This is a genomic window from Aeromonas sp. s10 (genome assembly GCF_040907975.1).
Lineage (GTDB): Bacteria > Pseudomonadota > Gammaproteobacteria > Enterobacterales > Aeromonadaceae > Aeromonas > Aeromonas caviae.
In genome coordinates, this window is record NZ_JBFOCV010000003.1 from 18,058 (window position 1) to 43,760 (window position 25,703).

Annotated in this window: 23 protein-coding genes and 1 tRNA gene; 17 read left to right on the plus strand and 7 right to left on the minus strand. The window is 61.2% G+C overall.

Going from position 1 to position 25,703, the window contains the following annotated elements; translation table 11 throughout:
- Positions 1 to 17: 17 nt before the first annotated feature.
- From AB5Y59_RS00130 to galE, 15 genes are all read left to right on the plus strand, one after another.
- Positions 18 to 905, plus strand: a complete 888-nt coding sequence (locus AB5Y59_RS00130; RefSeq protein WP_103260687.1) for a MerR family transcriptional regulator — start codon at positions 18 to 20, stop codon at positions 903 to 905.
- On the plus strand, positions 902 to 2,326 hold the full coding sequence (phrB, locus tag AB5Y59_RS00135) for a deoxyribodipyrimidine photo-lyase (RefSeq protein ID WP_128272432.1): 1,425 nt from the start codon (positions 902 to 904) through the stop codon (positions 2,324 to 2,326). Before AB5Y59_RS00130 ends, phrB begins: the two co-directional genes overlap by 4 nt.
- Position 2,327: 1 nt before the next feature.
- Positions 2,328 to 2,756 (plus strand): nuclear transport factor 2 family protein, encoded by a 429-nt coding sequence (locus tag AB5Y59_RS00140; RefSeq protein WP_010673320.1) that lies wholly within the window; start codon positions 2,328 to 2,330, stop codon positions 2,754 to 2,756.
- Positions 2,753 to 3,487: an SDR family NAD(P)-dependent oxidoreductase gene (locus AB5Y59_RS00145; protein WP_368211222.1), complete on the plus strand. Its 735-nt coding sequence runs from the start codon at positions 2,753 to 2,755 to the stop codon at positions 3,485 to 3,487. The genes AB5Y59_RS00140 and AB5Y59_RS00145 overlap by 4 nt, the downstream gene beginning before the upstream one ends.
- On the plus strand, positions 3,484 to 4,743 hold the full coding sequence (locus AB5Y59_RS00150) for an FAD-dependent oxidoreductase (protein WP_323907861.1): 1,260 nt from the start codon (positions 3,484 to 3,486) through the stop codon (positions 4,741 to 4,743). The genes AB5Y59_RS00145 and AB5Y59_RS00150 overlap by 4 nt, the downstream gene beginning before the upstream one ends.
- A complete protein-coding gene (locus AB5Y59_RS00155) occupies positions 4,740 to 5,519 on the plus strand; it encodes a DUF1365 domain-containing protein (protein WP_039041353.1) in 780 nt (259 codons plus the stop codon). The genes AB5Y59_RS00150 and AB5Y59_RS00155 overlap by 4 nt, the downstream gene beginning before the upstream one ends.
- Positions 5,520 to 5,625: 106 nt before the next feature.
- A complete protein-coding gene (locus AB5Y59_RS00160; RefSeq protein WP_039041352.1) occupies positions 5,626 to 6,882 on the plus strand; it encodes a cyclopropane-fatty-acyl-phospholipid synthase family protein in 1,257 nt (418 codons plus the stop codon).
- Positions 6,883 to 6,884: 2 nt separating this feature from the next.
- Positions 6,885 to 7,364 carry a DUF2878 domain-containing protein gene (locus AB5Y59_RS00165; RefSeq protein WP_104454622.1) on the plus strand — a complete coding sequence of 160 codons (480 nt, stop codon included), beginning with the start codon at positions 6,885 to 6,887 and terminating at the stop codon, positions 7,362 to 7,364.
- Entirely contained in the window at positions 7,361 to 7,579 is a 219-nt protein-coding gene (locus tag AB5Y59_RS00170; RefSeq protein WP_042880015.1) for a TIGR02450 family Trp-rich protein, read from the plus strand. Before AB5Y59_RS00165 ends, AB5Y59_RS00170 begins: the two co-directional genes overlap by 4 nt.
- Entirely contained in the window at positions 7,536 to 8,078 is a 543-nt protein-coding gene (locus AB5Y59_RS00175; protein ID WP_270821134.1) for a chalcone isomerase family protein, read from the plus strand. The genes AB5Y59_RS00170 and AB5Y59_RS00175 overlap by 44 nt, the downstream gene beginning before the upstream one ends.
- Before the next feature lie 11 nt (positions 8,079 to 8,089).
- Positions 8,090 to 8,632, plus strand: coding sequence for a DUF3833 domain-containing protein (locus tag AB5Y59_RS00180; protein ID WP_080768134.1), 543 nt, complete (start codon positions 8,090 to 8,092; stop codon positions 8,630 to 8,632).
- A gap of 129 nt (positions 8,633 to 8,761) precedes the next feature.
- Positions 8,762 to 9,229, plus strand: a complete 468-nt coding sequence (locus AB5Y59_RS00185; RefSeq protein WP_010673329.1) for a Dps family protein — start codon at positions 8,762 to 8,764, stop codon at positions 9,227 to 9,229.
- A gap of 236 nt (positions 9,230 to 9,465) precedes the next feature.
- The gene (gene hcp / locus AB5Y59_RS00190; protein WP_368211236.1) at positions 9,466 to 11,115 is read left to right on the plus strand and encodes a hydroxylamine reductase; all 1,650 of its coding nucleotides are present in this window, start codon (positions 9,466 to 9,468) and stop codon (positions 11,113 to 11,115) included.
- A gap of 100 nt (positions 11,116 to 11,215) precedes the next feature.
- Positions 11,216 to 12,235: an FAD-binding oxidoreductase gene (locus tag AB5Y59_RS00195; protein ID WP_368211225.1), complete on the plus strand. Its 1,020-nt coding sequence runs from the start codon at positions 11,216 to 11,218 to the stop codon at positions 12,233 to 12,235.
- An 85-nt stretch (positions 12,236 to 12,320) separates the two neighbouring features.
- Positions 12,321 to 13,346, plus strand: coding sequence for a UDP-glucose 4-epimerase GalE (galE, locus tag AB5Y59_RS00200; RefSeq protein ID WP_043152501.1), 1,026 nt, complete (start codon positions 12,321 to 12,323; stop codon positions 13,344 to 13,346).
- A gap of 174 nt (positions 13,347 to 13,520) precedes the next feature.
- Here galE and AB5Y59_RS00205 read toward each other — a convergent pair whose 3' ends face one another.
- Positions 13,521 to 14,270 carry a DsbA family protein gene (locus AB5Y59_RS00205; protein ID WP_039041345.1) on the minus strand — a complete coding sequence of 250 codons (750 nt, stop codon included), beginning with the start codon at positions 14,268 to 14,270 and terminating at the stop codon, positions 13,521 to 13,523.
- 198 nt (positions 14,271 to 14,468) lie between these two features.
- Here AB5Y59_RS00205 and AB5Y59_RS00210 point away from each other — a divergent pair.
- Positions 14,469 to 14,556, plus strand: a tRNA-Ser gene (locus tag AB5Y59_RS00210).
- 94 nt (positions 14,557 to 14,650) lie between these two features.
- Here the strand turns inward: AB5Y59_RS00210 and AB5Y59_RS00215 are convergent.
- The 6 genes from AB5Y59_RS00215 to AB5Y59_RS00240 form a co-directional block, all read right to left on the minus strand.
- Positions 14,651 to 15,346 carry a family 16 glycosylhydrolase gene (locus AB5Y59_RS00215; protein ID WP_080560416.1) on the minus strand — a complete coding sequence of 232 codons (696 nt, stop codon included), beginning with the start codon at positions 15,344 to 15,346 and terminating at the stop codon, positions 14,651 to 14,653.
- A 240-nt stretch (positions 15,347 to 15,586) separates the two neighbouring features.
- Positions 15,587 to 15,898, minus strand: a complete 312-nt coding sequence (locus AB5Y59_RS00220; RefSeq protein WP_010673336.1) for a PTS lactose/cellobiose transporter subunit IIA — start codon at positions 15,896 to 15,898, stop codon at positions 15,587 to 15,589.
- A gap of 10 nt (positions 15,899 to 15,908) precedes the next feature.
- Complete coding sequence (locus AB5Y59_RS00225; protein ID WP_368211226.1) at positions 15,909 to 17,288, minus strand: glycoside hydrolase family 1 protein; 1,380 nt, start codon at positions 17,286 to 17,288, stop codon at positions 15,909 to 15,911.
- 57 nt (positions 17,289 to 17,345) lie between these two features.
- Entirely contained in the window at positions 17,346 to 18,698 is a 1,353-nt protein-coding gene (locus AB5Y59_RS00230) for a PTS cellobiose transporter subunit IIC (RefSeq protein ID WP_010673338.1), read from the minus strand.
- 27 nt (positions 18,699 to 18,725) lie between these two features.
- A complete protein-coding gene (locus AB5Y59_RS00235; protein WP_010673339.1) occupies positions 18,726 to 19,031 on the minus strand; it encodes a PTS sugar transporter subunit IIB in 306 nt (101 codons plus the stop codon).
- A gap of 834 nt (positions 19,032 to 19,865) precedes the next feature.
- Positions 19,866 to 22,217: a glycoside hydrolase family 9 protein gene (locus tag AB5Y59_RS00240; RefSeq protein WP_368211227.1), complete on the minus strand. Its 2,352-nt coding sequence runs from the start codon at positions 22,215 to 22,217 to the stop codon at positions 19,866 to 19,868.
- Positions 22,218 to 22,935: 718 nt separating this feature from the next.
- Here AB5Y59_RS00240 and AB5Y59_RS00245 point away from each other — a divergent pair.
- Positions 22,936 to 25,614 carry a glycoside hydrolase family 3 N-terminal domain-containing protein gene (locus tag AB5Y59_RS00245; protein WP_342040264.1) on the plus strand — a complete coding sequence of 893 codons (2,679 nt, stop codon included), beginning with the start codon at positions 22,936 to 22,938 and terminating at the stop codon, positions 25,612 to 25,614.
- The last annotated feature ends 89 nt before the right edge of the window (positions 25,615 to 25,703 follow it).

Genomic DNA, 25,703 nt, shown 5'->3' on the forward strand with positions numbered 1-25,703 from the left:
GTCTGATGGACTCTCTCATGTCTGATGAATCACAAGCAGCCGCGCCTCTCCCCGACGAGGGCGTCTACCCCATTCGCGAGGTCTCCCGTCTCACCGGCGTCAACGCCGTCACCCTGCGCGCCTGGCAGCGCCGCTACGGGCTGGTGCAACCGGCCCGAACCGAGAAGGGCCATCGCCTCTACAGCGAGCAGGATATCCGCCAGATAGGCGAGATCCTGAGCTGGCTGGAGCGGGGGGTGAGCATAGGTCAGGTGAAGGGGCTGCTGAGCGAGCCCCAGAGTGCGCCGGTGAGCGATCACTGGCAGCAGACCCTGGAGCAGTTCAGCCAGGCGCTGCTCGCCTTCAACCAGCGCAAGGCGGAGGCCGAGCTTGGCGATCTGCTGGCGAGCTACCCCTTCGAGCTGGTGCGCAGCCGGGTGCTGCAGCCCCTGGTGGAGCGGCTGCTGGGGCTGTGGCGCGAGCGCCCCGATGGCGAGCTGCTGCAACAGGTGTGGCTCGGCTGGCTGCATACCCGCTTCGCCCGCCACCTCATCGAGCAGGAGAAGGGCGTCCCCGTCACCCTGGCAAGCTGGGGGCAGGTGGGGCCGCTGGATCTGGTCTGGGCTGCGTATGAGCTCATCGGTCAGGGTTATGAGGTGCAACTGCTGGGGGCGGTGGAGCCCCGCCATGCCACCTTGCTGGAAGGGCGCGCCACTCCCCCCTGGCTGATCCTGCTGGGGGCCGGGCTCGGCAAGCAGGACCAGGCCGCCGAATGGCCTGCGGGTACCCGCTTCTTTGGCGAGCTGGGACGCCTCTACGATGAGCCGTGGCGGCGTGCCCGCAACTGGCACGCCACCCTGGCAGAGGTCAGTGTGACGCCCCGCACTGCCAAGGCGAAGGGCAAGGGCGGGAGAACACCGTCATGAGGCTGGTCTGGTTTCGCAACGATCTGCGTCTGGCCGACAACCCGGCCCTGCGCCACGCCTGCGCCGGAGATGAACCGGTCGCCGCACTCTTCATCGTCTCGCCGACCCAGTGGCAGGCGCACAAGCTGGCCCCGGTCCGCCAGCGCTTCATGCTGGCACAGGTGGATGCCATGGGCCGCGAGCTGGCGGCGCTCGGCATTCCGCTTCATCTGCTGCGGGTCGAGACCTTTGCCGAGGTGCCGACGGCGCTGACGGCGCTTTGCCGGGATCTCGGGGTGAGCCAGCTCTACGCCAACCAGGCCATCGAGATCGACGAGCTGCGCCGCGACCACGCCGTCAGCGCCGCGCTGGGGGAGCAGGGCATGACCAGCCACTGGTTCAATGGCTGCTGCGTGTTGCCGCCCGGTCGGGTGCTGACCGGGTCGGGGGAGATGTTCAAGGTCTTTACCCCCTTCAGCCGTGCCTGGCTCAAGGCTCTCGAGGAGGATGGTTTCGTCATTCACCGTGCCCCCGCACCACGCGGCGAGCCGTTGCCGTGGCTGCCCCTGGCCGAGCGGGAGTGGGTGGACGACGGGCTGGGGGATCTGACGCCGGACACCCGCTGGCCGGTGGGGGAGGCTGAGGCGAGCCGCCGATTGCACGCTTTTCTGGATCAGGCGGTGCTCGATTACGGCGAGACCCGGGACTTTCCGGCGCTGGCGGGCACCTCCGTGCTCTCCCCCTATCTGGCGGCGGGCATCATCAGTGCCCGCCAGTGCGTGGGGGCGCTGCAGCAGCGTCTCGGCTACCGGCCCCAGTCGAAGGCCCAACCCGGTTTCGTCTGGCTCAACGAGCTCATCTGGCGCGAGTTCTACCGCCACTTGCTGGTGCTGATCCCTAGCCTCTCCATGAACCGCCCCTTCAAGCCGGAGACGGCGGCCCTGCCGTGGAGCTGGGATCCGGATGCCTTCGCCGCCTGGTGCGAGGGGCGCACCGGCTACCCCGTGGTCGATGCGGCCATGCGCTGCCTCAACGCCACGGGCTGGATGCACAACCGGCTGCGGATGATAGTGGCGAGCTTCCTCACCAAGGATCTCCACATCCACTGGCGGCTCGGGGAGGACTACTTCATGAGCCGGCTCATCGACGGGGATCTGGCGGCCAACAATGGTGGCTGGCAGTGGGCGGCGGGGACCGGGGCCGATGCGGCGCCCTATTTCCGGGTCTTCAACCCCACCACCCAGGGGCAACGATTTGATCCACAAGGGGAGTTCATTCGTACCTGGGTCACTGAGCTGGCGGATGTGCCTGCTGCCTATCTCCACGAGCCCCACGGCTGGTTGCGGCTCAAGGGGCGGCAGGATTATCCGGCCCCCATGGTGGATCATGCCGTTGCACGGGTGAGGGCCATCGAGATGTTCCGCGAACTGGAGAAAAACTAGCATGAATGACGCGCTGGCCCGCTTTGTCATCCTCTACCTGCAATTGGACAAGCATCAGTTGCACCGCTTGCCGGAGGTCTATGCCGATGAGGTGCTCTTCATCGATCCTGCGCACCGGATAGAGGGGCTGGCCGCGCTCACCCGTTACTTTTCCTCCCTTTATGAGCGCCTTGCCCAGTGCAGTTTCGAGATAACGAGTCAGCAGCAGTCGGGCAACGAAGCCTGGCTCGCCTGGGTCATGACCTTCTCCCACCCCAGGATTGCCGGTGGCCGGGCTGTCAGGGTCGAGGGTGCCACCCGGCTGACGTTCGACTCCTGGGGCAAGGTGTGCCTGCACCGGGACTACTTCGATCTCGGGGCCATGCTCTACGAGCAGTTGCCGCTGCTGGGGCCCGTGGTACGGGCCATCAAGGGGAGGCTGGGGACATGAGCGGCCGGGTGCTGATCACCGGGGCCACCTCGGGCATCGGCCGCCAGCTGGCGCTGGATTATCGGCGCGCCGGCTGGCAGGTGTGGGGTTGTGGCCGGGACGAGGCGCGCTTGCAGGCACTGACCGACCAGGGGATCACCCCTTTGCGATTCGATGCGCGCGACAGCGCCGCCATGGCCGGGGTGGCCGCAAGCTTGCCCGCCCTCGACCTGCTCATTCTCAATGCGGGCAACTGTGAATACATGGATCCGGCAGAAGGCTTTGACGGCGCCCTGTTTGCCCGGGTCATCGAGACCAACCTCATCGCCACCGGCAACGCCATGGCCGCCTTGCTGCCACGGCTGGGGGCGGGTGGACGGCTTGCCATCGTCAGCTCCTCGGTGAGCTGGCTGCCCCTGCCACGGGCGGAGGCCTATGGCGCCTCCAAGGCGGCCCTCGATTATCTGGCGAATACGTTGCGCCTGGATCTGGCCAGCAAGGGCATCGGGGTGACCCTGATCCGCCCGGGCTTCGTGCAGACGCCGCTCACCGACAAGAATGATTTTCCCATGCCCTGCCTGGTGACGGTGGAAGAGGCTTCCCGCGCCATCATGACGGGGCTTGCCGCCGGTCGCCACCAGATCCACTTTCCCCGTCGCTTCATCTGGCTGCTGCGCCTGCTCGGCGCTCTGCCGACGGGGCTCTGGCTGCGCCTTGGCCGCACACTCGTTTCGAAAGGACGCTCTTCATGAAGAAAAAGATCGCCATCGTCGGCTCCGGTATCTCCGGTCTCACCGCCGGTTTTCTGCTCCACAAGCTGCATGACATCACCCTGTTCGAGGCGGCGCCGACCCTGGGAGGCCACACCGCCACCGTGGAGGTGGAACAGGCTGGGCGCCACTATGCCATCGACACCGGCTTCATCGTCTTCAATGACCGCACCTATCCCAACTTCCTCAAATTGCTGGAGCGCATCGGTGTGGGGCGCCAACCCGCCGAGATGAGCTTCTCGGTCAAGAGTCCCGAGGGGATGGAGTACAACGGCCACAACCTCGATACCCTGTTCGCCCGGCGCCGCAATCTGCTGAGCCCGCGCTTCTATCGCTTCGTCGCCGAGATCCTGCGCTTCAACCGGGAGGCGCGGGCCTGGCTGGCCGCGCATCGCCAGCGGGAGCTGACCCCCGAGCTGACCCTGGGGGACTTCCTGCAGGGGGGGAAATTCAGCGACTATTTCGCCCGCCACTACATCCTGCCCATGGGGGCGGCCATCTGGTCCTCCACCCTGGCGGACATGCGTGCCTTCCCCTTGAGCTTCTTCCTGCGGTTTTTCGCCAACCACGGGCTGCTGGAGGTGGCGAACCGCCCCCAGTGGTATGTGATCCCGGGTGGCTCGCGAGAGTACATAGGGCCGCTCACGGCGGGCTGGCAGTCGCGCATCCGCCTCGCTACCCCGGTGGAGGCGGTGCGCCGGGTGGCGGATGGCGTCGTGGTCACCAGCCAGGGGCAGGAGGCCCATTTTGACGAGGTGATCTTCGCCTGTCACAGCGATCAGGCCCTGGCCCTGCTGGCGGATGCGAGCGACGCAGAGAGGGCCATCCTCGGGAACATGCCCTATCAGGCCAACGACGTCTGGCTGCACACCGACGCCTCCTGCCTGCCGATGCGCCGCAAGGCGTGGGCGAGCTGGAACTACCAGCTCGGTGAGGATGACGGGGCGCGCCCCCTGGTGAGCTACAACATGAACATCCTGCAGGGGGTGAGCTCCCCAGCGCCCTTCTGCGTCAGCCTCAATCCCCGTGGACGGGTGGACGAGAGCAAGGTGTTGCGCCGTTTCGTCTATCATCATCCGGTATTCAATCAGGGCTCCATCGCCGCCCAGCAGCGACGGGGCGAGATCTGTGGCCATCAGCGCACCCACTTCTGCGGGGCTTACTGGTACAACGGTTTTCACGAGGACGGGGTGCGCAGCGCCCTGGACGTGGCCAGACGCTTCGGGGCCGAGTTATGAGCGGCGCCGCAGCCTTGACGCAAGGGGACGAGGGAATGGGGGAGGGGATCAGCGCCATCTGGCAAGGCTCGGTGCGCCATCGCCGCTTCGCCCCCAGGGCCCACGCTTTTTCATACAGCCTCTTCATGCTGGGGCTGGATCTGGACGAACTGCCCGGGCTTGAGCAGGGGCGCTGGTTTGCCGTGGAGCGGGCCGGACTGCTCTCGTTTCGCCGCGAGGACTATCTGCGGGGCAGCGAAGGGCCCCTCAAGCAGGCGGTCTGGGACAAGGTGGCGGCCCTTGGGGGGGATGCGGAGCCCGGCGGGCGGGTGCTGCTCCTTGGCAACGTGCGCTGCCTCGGGTTTTATTTCAGCCCGGTCAATTTCTACTTCTGCGATCGGGCGGGGGAGACCCGCTACCTGCTGGCGGAGGTCTCCAATACCCCCTGGAACGAGCGCCACTACTACCTGCTGGATCTGGCGGCGCTCTCCCCCCATGACAAGGATTTCCATGTCTCCCCCTTCATGGGACTGGGGATGCGCTACCACTGGCGCATCCGGGCGCCGAAAGAGGAGGCGCTGATCCATATCGAGAGCCACCCCGTATCCGGTGAGAGCAAGCTGTTTGACGCCACCCTGGCCCTGCGCCGCGCGCCGCTGTCGCGCAAGGGGCTGGCGGCGCTGCTGGTTCGCTGGCCCTGGATGACCCTGAAGGTGCTGCTCGGGATCTACTGGCAGGCCCTGCGCCTTTTTATCAAACGCACCCCCGTCTTCACCCATCCGGAGAGCCGCCCATGACGCCGACACACCCGTTTAATTCCGCTTCCTGGTGTTGTCAGCAGCCCATGGTGCGGGTTCATCCCAACCGAACGACCTCACTCTTGACCCATTCGGAGAGCCGCTAATGGAACTTGCTCAATCAACCCTCTCTGCCTCTTTCATCGACAAGGGGGCCAAGCAACTGCTGCTCAAATTGCTGGCGCGCCTTGAGCAGGGTCAACTGGTGCTTCACGACGGCAGCGAGTGCCACCGCTTCGGCAAGGCGGGCAGCGACCTGCATGCCGAGCTGGTGGTGCAGGATCCGGCGTTTTATCGCCGCCTGCTGCTGGGGGGCAGCATCGCCGCAGGAGAGACCTGGGTGGAGGGTCTCTGGACCAGCCCGGAGCCGGTGGCACTGGTGCGCCTGCTGGCCCGCAATCTGCCGCTGCTCGACGCCCTGGAACGGCGCCTCGGCTGGCTCAGCTTCCCGTTCAACAAGGTGCGCCACTGGTTCAATCGCAATACCCTGACCGGTTCGCGTGCCAACATCGCCGCCCACTATGACCTTGGCAACACCCTCTATCAGGGCTTTCTCGACGATCACATGCAGTATTCGAGCGCCATCTATCCCCACCCGGATGCCACCCTGGAGGAGGGGCAGCAGGCCAAGCTGCGCACCATCTGTGAGCGGCTTGAGCTTGGGCCGGACGACCACCTGCTGGAGATAGGCACCGGCTGGGGCGGTCTTGCCGTCTATGCGGCCCGTCACTACGGCTGCCGGGTCACCACCACTACCATCTCCCGGGCCCAGCACGACTATGCCAAGGCGTGGATCGAGCGGGAGGGGCTGGGGGATCGCATCACCTTGCTGCTGGAGGATTACCGCAAGCTGGAGGGACGCTATGACAAGCTGGTCTCCATCGAGATGATCGAGGCGGTGGGGCACGCCTTCCTGCCCGACTATTTCCGCCAGTTGTCGCGCCTGCTCAAGCCCGGCGGACGCCTGCTGATCCAGGCCATCACCATCGCCGATCAGCGCCACGCCCAGTATCTGCGCGGGGTGGACTTCATCCAGCGCTACATCTTCCCGGGAGGCTGCCTGCCCTGCGTCTCCCAGATGGCGGGTCTGCTGGCGCGGGAGACCGACATGCAGCTGGTACGGCTGCACGATCACGGCCACCACTATGCCCGTACCCTGGCCCACTGGTGCGAACGCTTCCTGGCGCTGGCCCCAGAGCTGCCCAAGCTCGGTTACAGCCAGGATTTCATCCGGCTCTGGCACTTCTATTTCGCCTACTGTGAAGGGGGATTCTGGGAGCGGGCCATCAGCCTGGTGCAACTGGAGGCCGCCAAGCCGGGGCCCCATGGCTGGTCCGGGGACTTGCCGGCACACGGTCGCTGATCATGTGGCAGTGGGCCCACCTGCTGGGATTCAACCTCTACTGGTTGCTGGCGGTGAGATGGCAGCAACCGGGCCCGCTGCTCGGGATGCTGCTGCTCCATTTCATCTTCTCCCCCCGCCGCGGGCAGGACTGGCGCCTCATCCCGGTCGCCCTGGCAGGCTGCCTGCTCGACATCCTGCTCTGGCGCCTCGGCCTGTTTCACTTTCCGTCCGGTTTTCCGCTCTGGCTGTTGCTGCTCTGGTGCGGTTTCGCCCTGACCCTCTCCCACGGCCTTCCCTGGCTTCGCCTCTTGCCGCGCTGGCAACAGGGGCTGTTCGGCATGGTGGGGGGGGGCTCCTCCTATATGGCGGGGGCCGCCATGGGGGCAGTAAACTTACCCTGGGGCATCTGGACAAGCGCAGTGCTGCTGGCGGTGATCTGGATGTGGTGGTTACCCGTACTCCTGTGGGTAACGGTCAAGCTGGAGGGTGAGACGAGATGAACACCTTTTCGACCGACACCTTGTTGTTTTCCAAGTGGACCAGGGATGGCCAGTGCGAGCTGGCCGATCGTTTCTACCTGGTGGTGGCCTGCCAGCGCGATGCCCAGGGGCATCTGGCGAGCGTGGTGATGCAGGATATCAACACCCTGCAGGAACAGGAGATGGACTGGCATGAACTGGAGGATCCCGCCCGTTGGCACATGGGGTGGAACTAGCCTGCTGCTGGCGGCCTTGAGCCTGCCACTGCTTGCGACCGCCCAGAGTGTTGCCGCCCCCTGGCAGGGGCTGCGAACCGTGGGACAGGGGGAGATGCGCTGGCTCTGGTTCAAGCTCTATGACGCCACCCTCTACAGCGAGAGCGGTCGCTATCAGCCGGGGCGCTACCCGCAGGCCCTCAGCATTACCTACGCGAGGGCCATCGAGCGCCAGGATCTGCTGGAGGCGACCGCCGCCGAGTGGCAGCGGCTCGGCCTTGGCAGCGAGAGTGAGCGCCAACGCTGGCTGGCTCGACTGGCCACGTTCTGGCCGGATGTCGCCCCCGGCGACAAGCTGGTTTTTTATGTGGACGAGCAAGGCACGGGCCACTTCTGGTTGCGAGATCGCCTCCTGGGCTCTCTTGATGATCCCGCCTTCGCCCCCGCGTTTCTTGCTATCTGGCTGACTGACGACAGCCGGGATCCCGCTCTGACCCGCCGTCTGCGCGGCCAATCCTGATGGAGTATTCCATGAAGTTCTCTTCCTGGTGGCGTCTTGCCTGGTTGCTGCCCCTGCTGTGGCTCTCTGGTTGCGGCGCGGGTCTTGACGATTATCGCGGCTCCCGGCCGGGCTGGGATCTCGCCCGTTTCTTCAATGGCAAGCTGGTGGCCCACGGCCTGGTGACGGACCGCAGCGGCGAAGTGACCAGTCGCTTTCGGGTCGAGATGCAGGGGCACTGGCGAGAGGGCAAGGGGGAGCTGTTCGAGCAGTTTTACTTCGATGATGGCCGTCGGCAGACCCGCACCTGGTTTTTGAGCAAGGGGGCGGATGGCCACTGGCGCGGCACGGCTTCAGACGTGGTGGGGGAGGCGGTAGGCAAGACAGAGGGCTTTGCCCTCAATTGGCGTTATCAACTCGATCTGGCACTGCCGGATGAGAGCGTGGTGAGGGTGAGCTTTGATGACTGGATGTATCTGCTGGACGACGATCGCCTGATCAACCGCGCGAAGATCAGCAAGTTCGGCATTCACCTCGGCGAGGTGATCCTCTATATCGAACGGCTTGAGCAATGAAAGCCGGTGCATTTTTGCCGACAATAGCTATTGGCTATGGATCGGCAAGGCACAGACGATTGTCCTTTGAGTCTGCTTCTGGATAAGCTGACTCCGTTCCCGATAATGCTTACCACCTGGAGGTGAATCATGAAGAGCCCCATTGGTCTTGATACCGTTCAATCACAAGCCCTGGCCGCCGAGCTCAACAAGCTGCTGGCCAGCTACCAGATCCTCTACATGAACGTCCGTGGCTTCCACTGGAACATCCGCGGCAACCAGTTCTTCGAGCTGCACCTGAAATTCGAAGAGATCTACAACGACCTGCTGCTGAAAGTCGATGCCCTGGCCGAACGCATTCTGACCCTGGATGGGGTGCCCCTGCACAGCTTCAGCGACTACATCCAGGTGTCCGCCATCCCCGAGCAGAAGGGGTTGCATGACGGTCGTGCCTGCGTGGAATCCCTGCTGGCGAGCTTCCGCGAACTGCTGGTTGCCCAGCGCCGCATCCTGGGTCAGGCCGCCGATGCCGGTGATGAAGGGACTGCGTCCATCCTCTCCGACTATGTGCAGCAGCAGGAGAAACTGGTCTGGATGCTGCGCGCCTATCTGGCCTGATAAACCTGGGGCCGGCTGCCCATGCTCCGGCCCGTATCATTGCCCCTGTTGTTGCAAACCCGAGTTGTCTCTCCTTGATTTCCCACCCGCTTGCCGCCCGATTTGGGCGGCTTTTTTCTATTTGATCTGCATCAATGAAATGTTAATTGGTAAATTGAATGCCTATTAAGTTTTCCAGGAGGGGAATAGAATCGCCACAAAACAGATAACTGAAATGTCCAATTAGGAGAGACATGATGTTTTGTGTGCAATGTGAACAGACTATTCGTACCCCGGCAGGCAACGGCTGCGCCTATGCACAAGGCATGTGCGGCAAGACGGCGGAAACCTCCGACCTGCAGGATGTGCTGATCTATACCCTGCAAGGGCTCAGCGCCTGGGCCCTGGCGGCCCGCGAGCACGGCATCGTCGACAGCGAAATAGACGCTTTCGTGCCCAAGGCGTTCTTTGCCACCCTCACCAACGTCAACTTCGACTCCGCTCGCATCGTCGCCTACGTCAACCAGGCGCTGGCCTATCGCCAGCAACTGGCCGCCAAGCTGGCACCGCTGGCGGTGCAGGCCGATGCACTGCCCGCTGCCGCCCGCTTCGAGCCGGGTGCCGATCTGCTGGCCCAGCTTGCCCAGGCGCCGCAGACTGCGGTCAACCGGGGCAAGAACGAGGTCAACGAAGACATCATGGGGCTGCGCTTGCTCTGCCTCTACGGCCTCAAGGGCGCCGCCGCCTACATGGAACACGCCCGGGTGCTGGATCAGCAGGATGCCGGGGTCGCCGCCGAATTCCATCGCATCATGAGCTGGCTCGGCACGGATCCCTGCGATCTGGATCCCCTGTTCAAGTGCGCCATGGAGATCGGCCTGCTGAACTTCAAGATCATGGAGATGCTGGATCTCGGTGAAACCACCGCCTTTGGCCACCCCGAGCCGACCCAGGTACGCGTCACTCCGGTACCGGGCAAGTGCATTCTGGTCTCCGGCCACGACATGGTGGATCTCAAGCTCATCCTGGAGCAGACCAGGGGCACTGGCATCAACGTCTACACCCATGGCGAGATGCTGCCGGCCCTGGCCTACCCCTTCTTCAAGCAGTACCCGCACCTGGTGGGCAACTACGGCTCCGCCTGGCAGAACCAGCAGAAGGAGTTTGCCAATTTCCCGGGCGCTGTGGTGATGACCTCCAACTGCATCATCGACCCGAACGTGGGCAACTACAGCGATCGCATCTTCACCCGCTCCATCGTCGGCTGGCCCGGTGTGACCCACCTGGAAGGGGAAGATTTCTCCGTCGTTATCGCCAAGGCGCAAGCGCTGGAAGGCTTCAAGCACGTTGAGCTCGAGCACTTCATCACCATCGGTTTTGCCCGCAACGCCCTGATGCAGGCCGCTCCCGCAGTGATCGACAAGGTCAAGGCTGGCGAAATCAGCCACTTCTTCCTGGTGGGGGGATGTGACGGCGACCGTGCCGAGCGCGCCTACTACACCGAGTTTGCCAAGGCGATCCCGCAGGACAGCCTGCTGCTGACCCTGGGCTGCGGCAAGTACAAGTTCAACAAGCTCGATTTCGGCGACATCGGCGGCATTCCGCGCCTGCTGGACGTGGGTCAGTGCAATGATGCCTACTCCGCCATCCAGCTGGCCCTGGCGCTCGCCGACGCGTTCGAGTGCGGCGTCAACGATCTGCCCCTGACCCTTGTGCTCTCCTGGTTCGAGCAAAAAGCCATCGTCATTTTGCTCACTCTGCTTGCGCTCGGTGTGAAGGACATCCGCACCGGCCCGACCGCCCCGGCCTTCCTCACCCCGGCCCTGCTCAAGGTGCTGGAGGAGCAGTTCGGCCTGAAAGGCACCACCACGGCAGACGCGGATCTCGCCGAGATCCTGGCGGCCTGAGCAAAGATACAGCCTTACACGCTCAGCATGTTGTAAGCCTTTGGCGAGCCTGATGGCTCGCCTTTTTTCAACGCAATTTCCGAGCAAGAGGAGCCTTGCGATGACCTCCACCTCTTTGAGCCTGCGCTGTATAGCCCGCCGGGCAGAGACCCACGACGTGGCGAGCTGGCAATTTGAACCCCTGGCTGGCGACCTGCCCTCCGTGCTGGCCGGCCAGTGCGTCACCCTGCACACGATGATTGACGGCAAGCCTCACTGTCGCGCCTACACCCTCTCCTCCAGCCCGCAGGATCCTTTCTGGCAGGTCACCATCAAGGATGTGGGGCTGGTCTCTCACCATCTGCACCAGAGCCTGCAAGTGGGGGACGAGATCCGGGTAGACGGCCCCTTCGGCGATTTCCACCTGACCGCGTTCCCCTGCGAGCGGCCGCTGCTGCTCAGCGCCGGCTCCGGCATCACCCCCATGTGGGCCATGCTGCGGGACGAGCTCGCCAAACGGCCGGATGCAGACATTCGCTTTATTCACAGCGCCAGAACCCCCGGGGATGTGATCTTCGCAAGGGAACTGGCTTCGCTGGCCGAGGCTCATGCCGGTGTGCGCCATGCTTTAGTGCTGGAGAAAGTAGGGGAAGAGGCGCCAACGGCTCATCCCTGGGTTGGCCGGCTCACACCGGGGATGCTCAAGGAATTGGCGCCGGATCTCTTGAGCCGCCATGTCTATCTGTGCGGGCCTGCCCCCTACATGACCGCAGTCTGCACCATGCTGGCGGAGCTGGGACTGCCGGCAGCGCAGTTGCACCAGGAGTCGTTCGGCCTGCCTGCTGTTACATCGGGCGCGGCGCCAGTTGCGGCCGGCAGCGACCACTTCTGGCTGACCCTGAAAAAGAGCGGCAAGAAAGTGAAGATACTGCCTGGCCAGACCCTGCTGGCGGCACTGGAGGGGGCGGGGGAGACCATGATGGCCGCTTGCCGCGCCGGGGTGTGCGGCGCCTGTCGCTGCACCACGGAAGGCGAAATCGAGCGCCAGAGCGTGATGACCTTGAGCGCGCAAGATCTCGAGAACGGGGTGGCGCTGGCCTGTTCCTGCACCGCCAGAGGGGATGTGAGCCTGGAGTACTGACGGGCGTCATTGGTATCCCGAGCTTTTCCCGGACGGGTCGTGCGGGTAGACTCAACCCCAGTTTCAGCAAAGTACGGGATAAAAAATGACAATTCTGGTGACGGGGGGAGCCGGTTACATCGGTTCCCACACCCTGGTCGAGCTGCTTGGTACCGGGCAGCAGGTCGTAGTACTGGACAACCTCTCCAACGCTTCCCCCGAATCTCTCAAACGGGTCGAGCGGATCACCGGCAAGCCGGTCACCTTCGTGGAAGGGGACATTCTGGACAGAGCCTGCCTGCAGCGGCTGTTTGCCGAGCACAGGATAGCATCCGTGATCCACTTCGCCGGCCTCAAGGCGGTGGGGGAATCCGGCCAGATCCCGCTTACCTACTATCAGAACAACGTGACCGGCACCCTGGTGCTGTGCGAAGAGATGGCCAGGGCCGGCGTGTTCCGGCTGGTGTTCAGCTCCTCGGCCACCGTCTATGGGGATCCGGCCTCGGTACCCCTGCGGGAAGATTTCCCCACCAGCGCCACCAACCCCTATGGCCGCTCCAAGCTGATGGTCGAAGAGATCCTGCGTGACCTCTCCATATCCGATCCTCGCTGGGCCATCGTGCTGCTGCGCTACTTCAACCCGGTGGGTGCTCACGAGAGCGGCCTCATCGGTGAAGATCCCAACGGCATCCCCAACAACCTGCTGCCTTACATCAGTCAGGTCGGCGTGGGCAAGCTCAAGGAGCTGGGGGTCTTTGGCAACGACTACCCGACGCCGGACGGCACCGGGGTGCGCGACTATATCCACGTGGTGGATCTCGCCATCGGTCACCTCAAAGCGTTGGCCCGCATCAAGAGTGATACCGGCGTCTTCACCTATAACCTCGGCACCGGTCAGGGCTATTCCGTGCTGGAGATGGTCAAGGCGTTCGAGGCAGCCAGTGGCCGTGCCATTCCCTACCAGATCAAGCCCCGTCGCCCCGGCGACATTGCCGAGTGCTGGGCTGAACCGGCTCTGGCCCGTGACGAGCTGGACTGGCAGGCTGAGCGGGGTCTGGAGCAGATGATGGTGGATACCTGGCGCTGGCAAAGCCAGAACCCGAACGGTTATGGCCCTGCTGCGAAGCCGTGATCAAGGGTCATGGGCTGCTCAGGAACCTCATTTATTCATATCAACTCGGGTCCCAGCGCTGCTCTTCGCCTTGCTGACAGCTTCTTGCGACGGCCCATCAGGCCTGATGGTTTGCAGCCTGAATAGCAAAACGCCCCGGCATGCCGGGGCGTTTTTTCATGAACAACGCGCGGGTTACTGAATGCTCTTGCCGGCGCGGACATCCTTGATGATGGCCTTGAGGCTGGCCAGATCCCGCGGTGCGCCGCGCAGGATCTGATCGCCGATGATAAAGGCCGGGGTACCGGAAATGGCCATGGCTTCGGCCAGCGCCCGGTTGGTACCCAGATTCTGATCGATGCTGCCGTCCTTGATCTTCGCCTCGACCTTGCTCCAGTCCACGCCGGCGGCCCTGGCGACGTCTTTCACCTGGGCTTCGTCGGAGAGGGGTCCCTGATGGGCGTACAGCTTGTCGTGGAAGGCCTGGTATTTGTCGGGCTGGCCGAGCTTCACCGCCAGCGCCGCGCGGGCGGCGTAGTAGGAAGTTTCGCTCAGGATGGGGAACTGCTTGTAGATGTAGCGGATCTCCTTGTCCTCAGAGAGCAGTTGCTGAATGAGGGGATGAGCGCGCTTGCAGTAGCCGCAGTTGTAGTCGAAGAACTCCACCACCGTCAGGCTGCCCTTGGGATTGCCGCTCTCGGGATCCTGGTTGGCGAAGAGCTGCTTGGCATGGGCTTCTATCAGCGTCTTGTCGTTCTCGGCCTGCTGGCTCTCCTGCTTGGCACGCAGGGCGTTGGACATCTCGACCAGGATCTCCGGATTCTTGACCAGATAGTCGCGCACGATCTGCTCGACATCGCTCTTGGTCAGCTCGCTCGCCTGCACGGGCGCCGCAAGCAGGGTCGCGCCGGTCAGGGCGGCGAACAGGGCATGTTTGATTCTCATAAGTCCATCTTGCTGGGGATGTGGTAGTGGCCCCTATAGTGGGTGAGTCTGTTTTCAAGTCAAGCCATCCGCTTGAAAAAGCACGGTTTGCAGCGGTTTTGCCGGTTTTGTGCGCCAGATAGCCCAATAAATGGGCAAACAAACGGAGTGGGGATTTACAAGGGCTGGGGGCATGGGTAATATGCGTCGCACTGCTGCGGAGGGGTGGCAGAGCGGCTGAATGCACCGGTCTTGAAAACCGGCGATGGGCGACCATCCGTGGGTTCAAATCCCACCTCCTCCGCCATCTACATAGCCCAACTGATTTATTCAGTTGGGCTTTTTTGTGTCTTCGGTTTTGGGTATGCCGCCGTGTGCCCGGATTTAGTTGACCATCGCGATCACTCCCAGGGCGTCACATTGGCGTACTTGTATTTGGCGTAGACGGGCTGGCCGTTGTAGGAACTGGGCGGGAAGCTCGGGTTGGCGCTGATCCAGTTATTCACAAACGTCTGCATCCAGCTGGTGACGGGGCGGCTCTCGCGGCGCACGCTCACCCATTTGTTCTGGGTGCGGCTGAAGACCTGCCAGGTGACTCCCGCCTCGTCGATGTTGAAGGCGTAGCGCTCCATGTTCCAGATGGAGATACCGTACTTGCCCAGGTCGATGTCCTGGGGATACTGACGCCCCTGGATCCAGACGTTGGTATGGAGCAGGTTGGTGCCCCCCATCAGCTCGATGTCGACTTCATAGTGAGAGCTGGTACCTGCATCTCCGGTATAGGTAAAGAAGGAGCTGATGGTGCCGGGCACCGATCCTGCCTGCATCTGCACCTCATAACGACCCTTGCGGGTGTAGTTGTAGGTTCGCAGCTCAGCACAGCTCTTGTTCCCTTTGTCGGATTTCGCATGGAGGATGGCCGTGCCGGACTCCATCCAGACGTTGGCGGCGCGCCAGGTGCAGTCGAATTCTGACCCGCCATTGCGCCAACCATCAGAGACCTGCCAATCCTGATTGCTCCACCACCATGCCGATGCCTGAGTGGAATATAATCCTCCCGCCATCAGCAATACTGACATCAGTCCAAGTTTACGCATATTATCCACATTCCTGTGTGTTTATTAATGAGTGTTTTATTGATGACTACAAGCAGCATCAGAATAGCCATAAACAGATATTGAAACTTATACTGGTATCGCGTCATGACAGTTTCATAATTTTGAAATTGCCTGAAAAAGGTATGAAAGACATGACGGTTGGCTGGTATAACCAGAATAAAAAAAGCCACCGTATATAACGGTGGCAAAAGCACGGACTCCCGATCCGATGAGTTAAAATCAGCTGGCTTGGCGGCGATAGATTTCGACCAGTTCGGTGGCCAGTTCGCGGCACAGAATGGAGGTCATCAGGTGATCCTGGGCATGTACCATGACCAGTGTCATCTTGGTCTTGCCTTCGCCCTCATCGGCTTCAATCAGTTTGGTTTGTACGGCATGGGCAGCCTTCCCCGCGTCGGTGGCCTGGAGCAGCAAGGCATCCGCTTCGCTGAACTGGCCAGCACGAGCTTGACGCAGGGCTTCGAAACAGAGACTGCGAGATTGGCCGGCATTGACGATGATGCCCATGACTGCTTCTTCAAGATCCATCATTTATGACTCCTTAAAATCCATTATTACGAGAGACGTTGGCGAACCATTCACCACTTTTCTTGACGGTGCGCTGCTGGCTTTCCAAATCAAGGCTGATGAATCCATAACGGTTCTTGTAGGCATTCATCCAGGACCAGCTGTCAATAAAGGTCCACAGGTGATAACCACGGCAATTACTTCCTTCGGCAATGGCGGTATGAATCCACTGGAGGTGGCCGCGAATGAAGTCGATACGATAATCGTCTTTTACCTGACCATCTTCACCAATGAATCTGTGCTCCCCTTCGACACCCATACCATTTTCGGAGATATAGCTTGGGATATTTCCATAGTTATCTCGCAGGTTGATCAATATGTCATAAATACCGCGCTCATATATTTCCCAGCCGCGATAAGGGTTCATTTTGCGGCCTGGCATCTCGTAATTCTCGAAGAACCAGTCAGGCAGGAAAGGGGAGTCCGGGTTGATGGCCGTCATGCGTGCCTTCACTCGCCGCGGCTGGTAGTAGTTGATGCCGAGCAGATCGATCTTGCCGGCGGCCAGCAGTTCGCAGTCGCCGCTTTGCACAACTGGCATCTGATCGTGCTCGCGCAGGATATCGATCAGCTCCTGGGGATAAACCCCCTTCACCGCAGGATCGAGGAAGGCACGGTTGAAGAACAGGTCGGCAATGAACGAGGCCTTCAAGTCTGCCGGGTTTGAAGAGCGCGGATAGGAGGGGGTCAGGTTCAGGACGATGCCGATCTGACCGGGCAGGGAGAGTGTGCGATAACGCTTCACCGCCAGACTGTGGGCCAGCATCATGTGATAGGCCACCTGGGCTGCCCGTTTGAAGTCCATCTGGTTCGGGTAATGGAAGTCATACAGATACCCTCCTTCCACTACCACAACGGGTTCATTGAAGGTCATCCAGCAGGCGACGCGATCACCGAACAGTTTGAAGCAGAGCGCTGCGTACTCGGCATAAGCCGCCACGGTTTCGCGGCTCTCCCAGCCTCCCTGCTCCTGCCAGTACATCGGCATGTCGAAGTGGAACAGGCCGATGAAGGGTTTGATCCCCTTGGCCAGCAGCTCATCGATAACCTTGTTGTAGAAGTCTACGGCCTCCTGGTTGACGGTGTGGCCATCCGGCAGCAACCGGGCCCAGGAGATGGATGTGCGGAAGCTGTTGTGGCCAATCTGTTCCATCAATGCGATGTCTTCACGATAACGATCGTAGAAGGTGGAGGTGTTGGCCGGGCCAACCTGACCATGGAAACGGTGTGGCTCCGTCTCGAACCAGTGATCCCAGATGGTCGGTGCCTTGCCGCCCACATTGGCAGCTCCTTCCGATTGTGCGGCCGACGAGGCGCTACCCCACCAGAAGCCTTCGGGGAATGTATATTGCATTGCAGTTTCCTCTTGATGACCGGCGTGCAGGCGGCGTGGCGCCCGCACGCCTGGCGCTTACGCCTGACTCTGAATCGGTGTGATTGTGTCTGCTTTTTCTGATCTGGCGGCTTCTTCCGCTTCAGCCGTCTCGGCTTCCTGCTTGAGCAGGGTGCGTTCGTAAGCTCGCACGAAGGGGTAATACATCAGGGCGGAGATCCCCATGCAGATGAAGCACATGATGACCGGACTGAAGGCCCAGTTGGTCGCCCAGGAGGCGCCGATGGGGGCCGGCGTGGTCCATGCGGTCAGCATCACGACCTTCTCAACCAGACCCAGATCCACCGCGAACCAGGCCAGGATGGCGTTGATCACCGGCACCAGGATGAAGGGCAGGAAGAAGACCGGGTTCATGATGATGGGAGCACCAAACAGGATCGGCTCGTTGATGTTGAAGAACCCGGGGACCACGCCCATTCGCCCTATGGTGCGCAGGTGCACGGCACGGCTGCGCATCAGCAGGAATGCCAGTGGCAAGGTGGAGCCCACGCCGCCGATAAACAGGAAGTGATCCCAGAAACCGGGCAGGAAGGTGTGGGGAATAGCTTGGCCGGCGGCCAATGCGGCCTGGTTGCTGGCCAGGTTTGCCATCCAGAAGGGGTTCATGATGCCGGTGACGATCATGGTGCCGTGGATGCCGGCAAACCAGAGGATCTGGCACAACAGCACCGCCAACAAGACGGCAGGCAGGCTGTCGGAAGCCGCCACCAGCGGTTTGAGCATGGACATGATCGCCTCGGGCAGGATCATGCCTGTGGTTTCCTGCAGCAGCATGTTGAAGGGGTGCAGGGTCAGGATAATCGCCAGGACCGGGATCAGCACCTCGAAGGAGCGCGCCACCCCCATCGGCACCTGCTCGGGCAGACGGATGGTGATGTTGTTGCGCTTGAGCCAGGCATAGACCTCGGTCGAATAGATGGCGCAAATAAGAGCGGTAAAGATGCCCTGACCGGAGAAATACTGGGTGGAGATGGTGCCGTCTTTGTATTGCGCTGCCACCAGCATGAACGACATCAGCGACAGCAGGCCCGTGGTGATGGGGTCCAGGGAGTATTGCTTGGCCAGGCTGGATGCGACGCCCACCGAGATGAAGACCGTCATCAGCCCCATGCTCATGTTGAAGGGCAACATGAGTTCGGCACGATAGGTGTTGGAAAAATCGAGCCAGGCTCTGGCAAAGCCCCAGGTGGTTTCGCTGGAGATGGGTGGGAAGATGAAGACCAGCATGAAGCTGCCGACGATCATGAACGGCAGCGCGGCAATAAAACCGTCACGGATGGCCAGAACATAGCGTTGCTGGCCCAGTTTTCCTGCCAATGGGCCGATCCGTTGTTCGATCAACTTGACCAGCATCCCATAGAGTGAACTCATAGTGTGTGTCCTTCCTTGTGAGCACGCTTAACCAATCAGGGACAGGGCGTAGTCCAGCACCTTGTCGCCGCGCTGCATGCCGTAATCCATCATGTCGATAGGTTGTACCTTGATGCCGTGAGCCGCCGCCTTGGCTTGCAACTCCGGTTGCATGTACTTGATCTGCGGTCCCAGCAAGACCACCTGGTAATGGGGCATCTGGTCATCGAACTCCGATGCGCCAAAAGCCTTGATCTCGGCAGCCAGGCCCCGTTTTTCGGCTTCTACCAGCATTTTTTTCACCAGCAGGCTGGTGGACATCCCGGCAGAGCAGCACAACATGATTTTTTTCATGATCATTCCTCAGTTATTAAGCTGGGCTCACTATAGATCGATGCAACAAAGTGGGAAATCGATTTCACGAATGGGGTTTTGTAATTGTGATCGCGATCACTTGATGGATATCTGATATAAGGCATATAAAATAAAATATCGTTATTTATTAGTTAGTTATAATTGTTTTTATGATGTGGTTTAAGCCATGTTTATTCGATTTGGTATTTTGAAATATCGATTTCAAGTTTGTCGTGGTTTTCATGCTGCTCCTGGACCCCTGCATGATGCAGGGGGCGCTTTCGGCATGGTGTCGATCCGGCGACCATGCCAGCAACCCCGGGTAACCGAGCCCATCGCCGTGCTCCTTCACCCTCTGGTGGCAGGGCGTCATGGTGGCGGCTAAGGGGCTCTGTACAGTGTCTTGCTCAGATGGCGGGCTCAGCCTGGGGTTTCCTTGTGGTTCTCGCTGAGGGTCACGAAACCCGATTCAGGAGCCGGGTATCTTGCTGTCCCGCCTTCTTCGCGCGCGGGGCACTGTAGAAGAGGCGGGGGGCGGGTGATGCCCAGTTGGCGTCAGCAGATCTGATGGCAAATGAGGGATCAAGTGGATGCGCAAATAAGGTGGCCAAGAGACGGACATGTAAATGACAGGGTTGCGAAGGTGCGGTCAGATGAAATGATCGATAAGAGAGGGTTCTGCTGCCGTCAGCCTCTGAATGATGATGGAAAAGGGAAAAGGGAAAAGGAAAACGTAAAGCTGAGGGTGGCGACCGGTGCGGGAGCTGTCCTGGGCAAGAATGGCAGGGGAGTAAAACAATGCTCCGTCACGGGGACGGAGCATTGGAAGGGTGATCAGCGGGTCAATCCACCTTCATCCAGTACGCTGACCGTCCAGAAGAAGGGGGCATTCCAGTTGACGGTGACCTCGTTCAGCGTCCAGGCACCAATCTCATCTTTCCAGCAGGTCTGGCCGGTACACTTGCCCTTGAGGGTGGAGGCAACGGGATCGCTGAAGTTGATGGAGTTCGGTCCGCCCGAGAGTACGCCTGGTGGTACCAGGGGAGACGCGGGGTCGATGGGGTGAGCCCAGAACCTGTGGTGCGGATTCTTCAGCGGACGGCTGCCGTAGCCCGACACATAGGACTGGTCGAGGGGGTTGCGGCCGAGCACATAGTCCATGGCATCGGACATGGCCTGCAGGTATTTGCGCTCTCCCGTGAAGTCATGGGCCAACCCGAGGAAGATGCTGCGGTTCATCAGGTTGGAGTTGGAGCCCCAGGGGTATTCGGTCGCCTGATAGGGGATAAGGTAACCCTCCGTCACCACGCTCTTCTGGTAGCCGTCAGCTGCGGCGATGATAGCGGCGCGCGCCTTCTCCACTTCCTGTTTGCCCAGTTTGTTAGGCACCATGGCCAGCGTGATGGTCCCTGCGCTGCTTAGATCCTGCCAGTAGAGATCACCGCTTGCGCTGCGATCCCCCTTGGGGGCGGCCAGATAGAGAGGGGACTGCTGGACGGCCTGCTTGTACTCGGCTTTGCCGGTGGTGGCAAACAGCTCGGCGGCAGCCCAGTAGAATTCGTCCTTCAGGTTGGTGTCATCATAGGGACCGGATCCCACAAAGTTGTCATAGGCATAGACGTCCGGATGGCGGTTGGCCGCCTTCCAGGCTCGTTCCGCTGCCTGCAGGCTGCGCTGTGCGAAGGCCGGATCCAGATCTTTCCATACGCGAGCAGACTGGGCGGCGGTGGCCGCCAGGTTCAGAGTCGCAGCCGTGCTGGGGTGGCTCAGGAAACGGGGTTGTGGATCCTTGTGGGGCGGGAGCGGCATCCCGGTCCAGGCTTCGTCGGCGACCTTGTGGAAGACCATGCCGGAGGCATCGATCTCGGTCAGTTTCAGGCTGTCGAGCTGCTTGGACTGATCGCCTACCGGCACCCAGGCCTTCTTGCCTTCGGGCACCTGCATGGCGAGGAAGAACTCCATCATCCAGCGGGACTCGTCCAGCAGATCGTTGTAGCCGTTGTGCTGTTCCGGGATCTTGACCTTGCCGTCGGCAAAGGCGCTCTTGTCACCCTCTTTCGCCAGCTGCTCCCGTTCATAAAGGTTCATCAAGGTCCATACCGAGATCCCCCCGTTGACCACGTACTTGCCCTGATCGCCAGCGTCGTACCAGCCGCCGGTCACATCCAGCGTGAAGTCACAGCCAGGCCACTGGTTGCCCTTGGCGTCCTGCTTGTTGAAGCAGGTTACGTTCTCGGGCTTGTGTCCTGCCGGGCGAGCAAGGTCGGGGCGCTGGACATATTTGGCTTCGATGTCGATGCCGCTACGCTGCTGATAGAAGAAGGAGAGGGCATCGAATTTCATGGTGTGATAGATGTCATCGCCGATGCTGAACGGATGACTCTTCTGGCCGGCGACATCCAGTACCAGGCCGGTGCCCGGGGTGGTGACCTGACTGAAGTCGGCAATCTGTACGTTCTCGCCGGATGCGGCATTCAGGCCAAAGGGCGTGGTCTTGCCTTCCGCGATGGTCTCACCCTGGGCATTGCGCAGGGTCCAGGGGAGCGAGTCCTTGCTGTCGGTGGCGATGGTCGCCCGTTTCAGAGCCTTGCTCAGATAGCCGACCTGGTTGACGCGCACGCTGCCCAGCTCCGATTTCTTGATCAAGGAGGGGCCCGATAGCGTGGCTTCACCGATACAGACAGTGGTCGGTGTCTGGGTGCCCATCTGAAGTTGGAACTGGGTCTTCTCGTCAGTGGCAGAAGGTGTGAACTGGATATCGAACGGTTTGGGCGTGCTGCCGAGGGCGAGGTCCTGCACCATGTAGTTGGTGTAGGGGGCGCCATCATGCTGGATCAGGGCCTTGACGTTGATGTCGCTCTTGGCCATGGCAGTGAAATGGAGTTTGTAGGTTTGCCCCTGCACCAGGCCGAGATTGGACTGACCCAGGATGACATCCCAGGGATTGGAGCCCGACTCGGTGAAGGTGATACAGCCCATCTGGTTCTCGGCGTTCAGGGTCCCCCCGGCCGTCCACCATCCATTGGTTCCCTGGAAGCCCCCATTGGTCAGCAATTCACCCACAGGCCCGGCAGATGCCGAGGAGGTACCTGAACCAGATGCCCCTGCGCTGGGCAGGGAGCAGCCATGCAAGCCAATGACGCAAGACATGGCAAGCGTCAGGGCACTAAGCCGAGATGTTTTCATTGTTACCCCTTTGATCACAGACGGAAATAATGGCGTCGATTTTCGCACTCACGCAGAAAATGACCGAGTCATCCTGCGGTCCGCATTTCACTGTCAAGATTCACACACAACCCCTGAGTGGAAATCGATTTCACGATTCAGGTAACAGTAAATTTTTTGGCAGATCAAGTTTGCTTTTATGAAATGTGATGGAGACGGCAAATTTTCGTTTATTGATATATTCATGCACTTGAATTGAATTCCATTGAATCCTTTCAACATTCCTCTGACTCCCCAGCCGTTTGGCCATATCGGTGTCGTTCCAGGCAGCTCATGCGGCAAATCAATGTGGTGGGTTGCATTTAAATCATTGTTTTAATTTTATTTTGTTGATCTTCCTGGCATGAGTCTACCCGTTCTCTCTGTTCCTTCCTGGGTATTCTGCTGGTGATGCACGCCCCCGAGTTTGTGAGTTGCATCACTATTTTCTCTTTCAGCGGGATCTTTATCATGGCATGACAAAGATACTGCTGGAATGACGAAGAGATTTCTGTTTACCATTTAATATCTTTGCAATCGATTTCAAATTTGACTGTTTTTCAAGACGACTCGCCATGAACGATGAGTCCAGGCGATGAACGAGAACATCCGGAGAGTCATAAGGAAAATGCGTAAAACTACAGGTCTCACCAGGTCTATGACCTGCCTATTCGTGGGGTGCGGCATCTGGAGTGCCGGGATGGCGGATGAGTTGTCGACCATGCCCTATTTTTCCACCTGGCCGCAGATCCACAGCGCCATTGCCAGGGACGAGGGGATGGAGCATCAGATCCAGGCTCTGCTCTCCCGGATGACCCTGGAGGAGAAGGTTGGCCAGATGATCCAGCCCGACTTTCGTGAAGTGACACCTGAGGAGGTGACGCGCTACAAGATTGGCTCCGTCCTCAACGGGGGGGGGGGCTGGCCCGGCAACAACAAACACGCGTCGGCCCAGGACTGGGCACACCAGGCCGACACCTATTGGCAGGCGGCGGAAGCGGGCTTTGAGGGCAGGGGGTATCGCATCCCCTTCATGTGGGCGACCGATGCGGTGCACGGCCACAACAACGTCTTCGCGGCGACCCTGTTCCCGCACAATATCGGCCTGGGGGCGGCGCGGGATCCGGATCTCATCTACCGTATCGGCCAGGTGACGGCGCGGGAAGTTGCCGCCACCGGGCTGGATTGGACCTTCGCCCCGACGGTGGCGGTGCCGAGGGATGATCGCTGGGGCCGGACCTATGAGGGCTATTCCGAAGATCCCGCCATCGTCTATCACTATGCCGGAGAGATGGTGCGTGGCCTGCAAGGTTCCGCGACGGATCTGCGCGGCCAGCGCCATGTCATCTCGAACGTGAAACACTTCGTGGGGGACGGCGGTACCCTGAACGGGGTCGACCGGGGTCAGAACTTCTATTCGGAAGAGGACCTGCGCAACCTGCACGCGGTGGGCTACTTCTCGGGGCTGGATGCCGGTGCCCAGGTGGTGATGGCTTCGTTCAACAGCTGGCACAACGAGCTCAACCGCGACGTGCTGCCAGAAGACGGGGTTGAGTACAACGGCAAGCTGCACGGCAGCCGCTATCTGCTGACCGACGTGCTCAAGGGCAAGATGGGCTTTGATGGCCTTGTCGTCTCTGATTGGAACGGTCACAGCGAGATCGCCGGTTGCACCATGGGGAGCTGCCTGCCTGCGGTGCTGGCCGGGGTCGACATCTTCATGGTCACTGCGCGCAAAGACTGGATGGAGTTTCGCCAGAGCCTGCTCGATGGCGTGGCGAGCCGGCAGATCCCGATAAGCCGGATCGACGATGCCGTGACGCGTATCCTGCGGGTCAAGATGCGGGCCGGGCTGTGGGAGAAACCCATGCCGTCGGCCCGTGAGCTGGCGGGCAAGCAGGGTGAACTTGGTGCCGTGACGCACAAGGCGCTGGCCCGGGAGGCGGTACGCAAGTCGCTGGTGCTGCTCAAGAACGAGGGCAGGATCCTGCCCCTGAGCCGGCAGAGCCGGGTGCTGGTGGCTGGGAGCGCCGCCAACGATCTGGGCAAGCAGGTGGGGGGCTGGAGCCTGACCTGGCAAGGCAGCGAGAACGGGCGCGGTGATTTCCCCGGTGCCCAGAGCGTGCTGGATGCGGTGACCGCCACCGTCGGTGCGGATCATGTGCAGGTGAGCACGGGATCCGGTGAGTTTGCGGGAGCCAAGCCCGATGTCGCCATCCTGGTCATAGGGGAGGATCCCTATGCCGAGTGGTTCGGCGACATTCCTGACAACAAGACCCTTGCCTATGGGGATCTCAAGAGCAGCTATCACGAGGATCTGTTGACCCTCAAGCGGCTGAAGGCGGCCGGCATCCCCGTGGTGACCGTGCTTTTCTCCGGACGTCCGCTCTACGTCAATGAGGAGCTCAATCTCTCTTCCGCCTTTGTCGCCGCCTGGCTGCCGGGCACCGAGGGGGAGGGGATCACCGATCTGCTGTTCAGGGATGCCAAGGGCAAGGTGGCCCATGACTTCCAGGGACGCCTCTCCTTCTCATGGCCCTTCAGCAAGTGCGCCACCACCATCAATCGCACGCCCACCCATATCCCGGGCTGGCAGCGCCCAGCCTTCGAGCAGGATCCAGCGGGTGAGTACGCACCGCTCTTCCCCTATGGCTACGGGCTCAGCTACGGCAAGCCTTCCCCTGTGGCGGCCCGGGTCAGCAACCTCAATACCCTGACCCTGGATAATCGTACCTTCGGCTGCAACGAGAGCGACCCCGCCAAACTGAGCGCCGCTGACAAGGTGCTCGAGCTGTTCGGGCCAAAGGCGGGTGAAGAACACCGTCTGCGCATGGGGGATGCCAGCAACTGGACGGGGACTGAAGTCTCCGGCAACAGCGTGACCGAGATGACCTTCATCAAGGTTCAGCCCATCGACTACCTGCGCCAGCAGGATGCGCGAGCGGTCACCTTCCTCGGGGCTAACAAGCCGGGTGTCGACTCCGGGGCCACGATCCAGTTGCAGACCACCCAGGTCAAGGGGGCGGATCGTCGCACCTACCTGAAGGGCGAGAGCGAGCTGCAGGTGACGCTGCGGGTGCAGCAGGCGCCAGCGGGGGACATGACGCTGGGGCTGCAGTGTGGCTGGCCCTGCGGCAAATCCATCGAGATTGCTCCGGCCTTGCGCCAGTTGCCCCCGCAGAAGTGGGTGACCCTGAGTCTGCCCCTGCGCTGCCTCGAAGAGGGCATGGACTTCGCGAAGGTCAATACCCCCTTCATCCTGGGTACCAGTGGACAGGCGCGTATCGACATGGCGACCGTTCGCTGGGTACCGGCTTCTCTGCTGGGGGCCTCAGGGGAAGTGGTCAGGCTCGATTGCCAGGGCAGGTTGAGTCGATAAGCCGTCAGCCAGATGCACCAGGATGCCTGTCGGGCTCCTGGTGCCTTGATAACCGGCTCCGCCCCTATGCGGAGGGAGAGGTGGGAGAG

Excerpts from the sequence above, each read along its gene's own strand:
- galE (WP_043152501.1), top strand. The coding sequence starts at position 12,321 with ATGACAATTCTGGTGACGGGGGGAGCCGGTTACATCGGTTCCCACACC.
- AB5Y59_RS00150 (WP_323907861.1), top strand. The coding sequence starts at position 3,484 with ATGAAGAAAAAGATCGCCATCGTCGGCTCCGGTATCTCCGGTCTCACC.
- AB5Y59_RS00180 (WP_080768134.1), top strand. The coding sequence starts at position 8,090 with ATGAAGTTCTCTTCCTGGTGGCGTCTTGCCTGGTTGCTGCCCCTGCTG.
- AB5Y59_RS00220 (WP_010673336.1), bottom strand. The coding sequence starts at position 15,898 with ATGATGGATCTTGAAGAAGCAGTCATGGGCATCATCGTCAATGCCGGC.
- AB5Y59_RS00140 (WP_010673320.1), top strand. The coding sequence starts at position 2,328 with ATGAATGACGCGCTGGCCCGCTTTGTCATCCTCTACCTGCAATTGGAC.
- AB5Y59_RS00130 (WP_103260687.1), top strand. The coding sequence starts at position 18 with ATGTCTGATGAATCACAAGCAGCCGCGCCTCTCCCCGACGAGGGCGTC.
- AB5Y59_RS00170 (WP_042880015.1), top strand. The coding sequence starts at position 7,361 with ATGAACACCTTTTCGACCGACACCTTGTTGTTTTCCAAGTGGACCAGG.
- AB5Y59_RS00160 (WP_039041352.1), top strand. The coding sequence starts at position 5,626 with ATGGAACTTGCTCAATCAACCCTCTCTGCCTCTTTCATCGACAAGGGG.
- AB5Y59_RS00185 (WP_010673329.1), top strand. The coding sequence starts at position 8,762 with ATGAAGAGCCCCATTGGTCTTGATACCGTTCAATCACAAGCCCTGGCC.
- phrB (WP_128272432.1), top strand. The coding sequence starts at position 902 with ATGAGGCTGGTCTGGTTTCGCAACGATCTGCGTCTGGCCGACAACCCG.
- AB5Y59_RS00145 (WP_368211222.1), top strand. The coding sequence starts at position 2,753 with ATGAGCGGCCGGGTGCTGATCACCGGGGCCACCTCGGGCATCGGCCGC.
- AB5Y59_RS00155 (WP_039041353.1), top strand. The coding sequence starts at position 4,740 with ATGAGCGGCGCCGCAGCCTTGACGCAAGGGGACGAGGGAATGGGGGAG.
- AB5Y59_RS00225 (WP_368211226.1), bottom strand. The coding sequence starts at position 17,288 with ATGCAATATACATTCCCCGAAGGCTTCTGGTGGGGTAGCGCCTCGTCG.
- AB5Y59_RS00245 (WP_342040264.1), top strand. The coding sequence starts at position 22,936 with ATGGCGGATGAGTTGTCGACCATGCCCTATTTTTCCACCTGGCCGCAG.
- AB5Y59_RS00240 (WP_368211227.1), bottom strand. The coding sequence starts at position 22,217 with ATGAAAACATCTCGGCTTAGTGCCCTGACGCTTGCCATGTCTTGCGTC.
- AB5Y59_RS00215 (WP_080560416.1), bottom strand. The coding sequence starts at position 15,346 with ATGCGTAAACTTGGACTGATGTCAGTATTGCTGATGGCGGGAGGATTA.
- AB5Y59_RS00175 (WP_270821134.1), top strand. The coding sequence starts at position 7,536 with ATGAACTGGAGGATCCCGCCCGTTGGCACATGGGGTGGAACTAGCCTG.
- AB5Y59_RS00235 (WP_010673339.1), bottom strand. The coding sequence starts at position 19,031 with ATGAAAAAAATCATGTTGTGCTGCTCTGCCGGGATGTCCACCAGCCTG.
- AB5Y59_RS00165 (WP_104454622.1), top strand. The coding sequence starts at position 6,885 with ATGTGGCAGTGGGCCCACCTGCTGGGATTCAACCTCTACTGGTTGCTG.
- hcp (WP_368211236.1), top strand. The coding sequence starts at position 9,466 with ATGTTTTGTGTGCAATGTGAACAGACTATTCGTACCCCGGCAGGCAAC.
- AB5Y59_RS00230 (WP_010673338.1), bottom strand. The coding sequence starts at position 18,698 with ATGAGTTCACTCTATGGGATGCTGGTCAAGTTGATCGAACAACGGATC.
- AB5Y59_RS00205 (WP_039041345.1), bottom strand. The coding sequence starts at position 14,270 with ATGAGAATCAAACATGCCCTGTTCGCCGCCCTGACCGGCGCGACCCTG.
- AB5Y59_RS00195 (WP_368211225.1), top strand. The coding sequence starts at position 11,216 with ATGACCTCCACCTCTTTGAGCCTGCGCTGTATAGCCCGCCGGGCAGAG.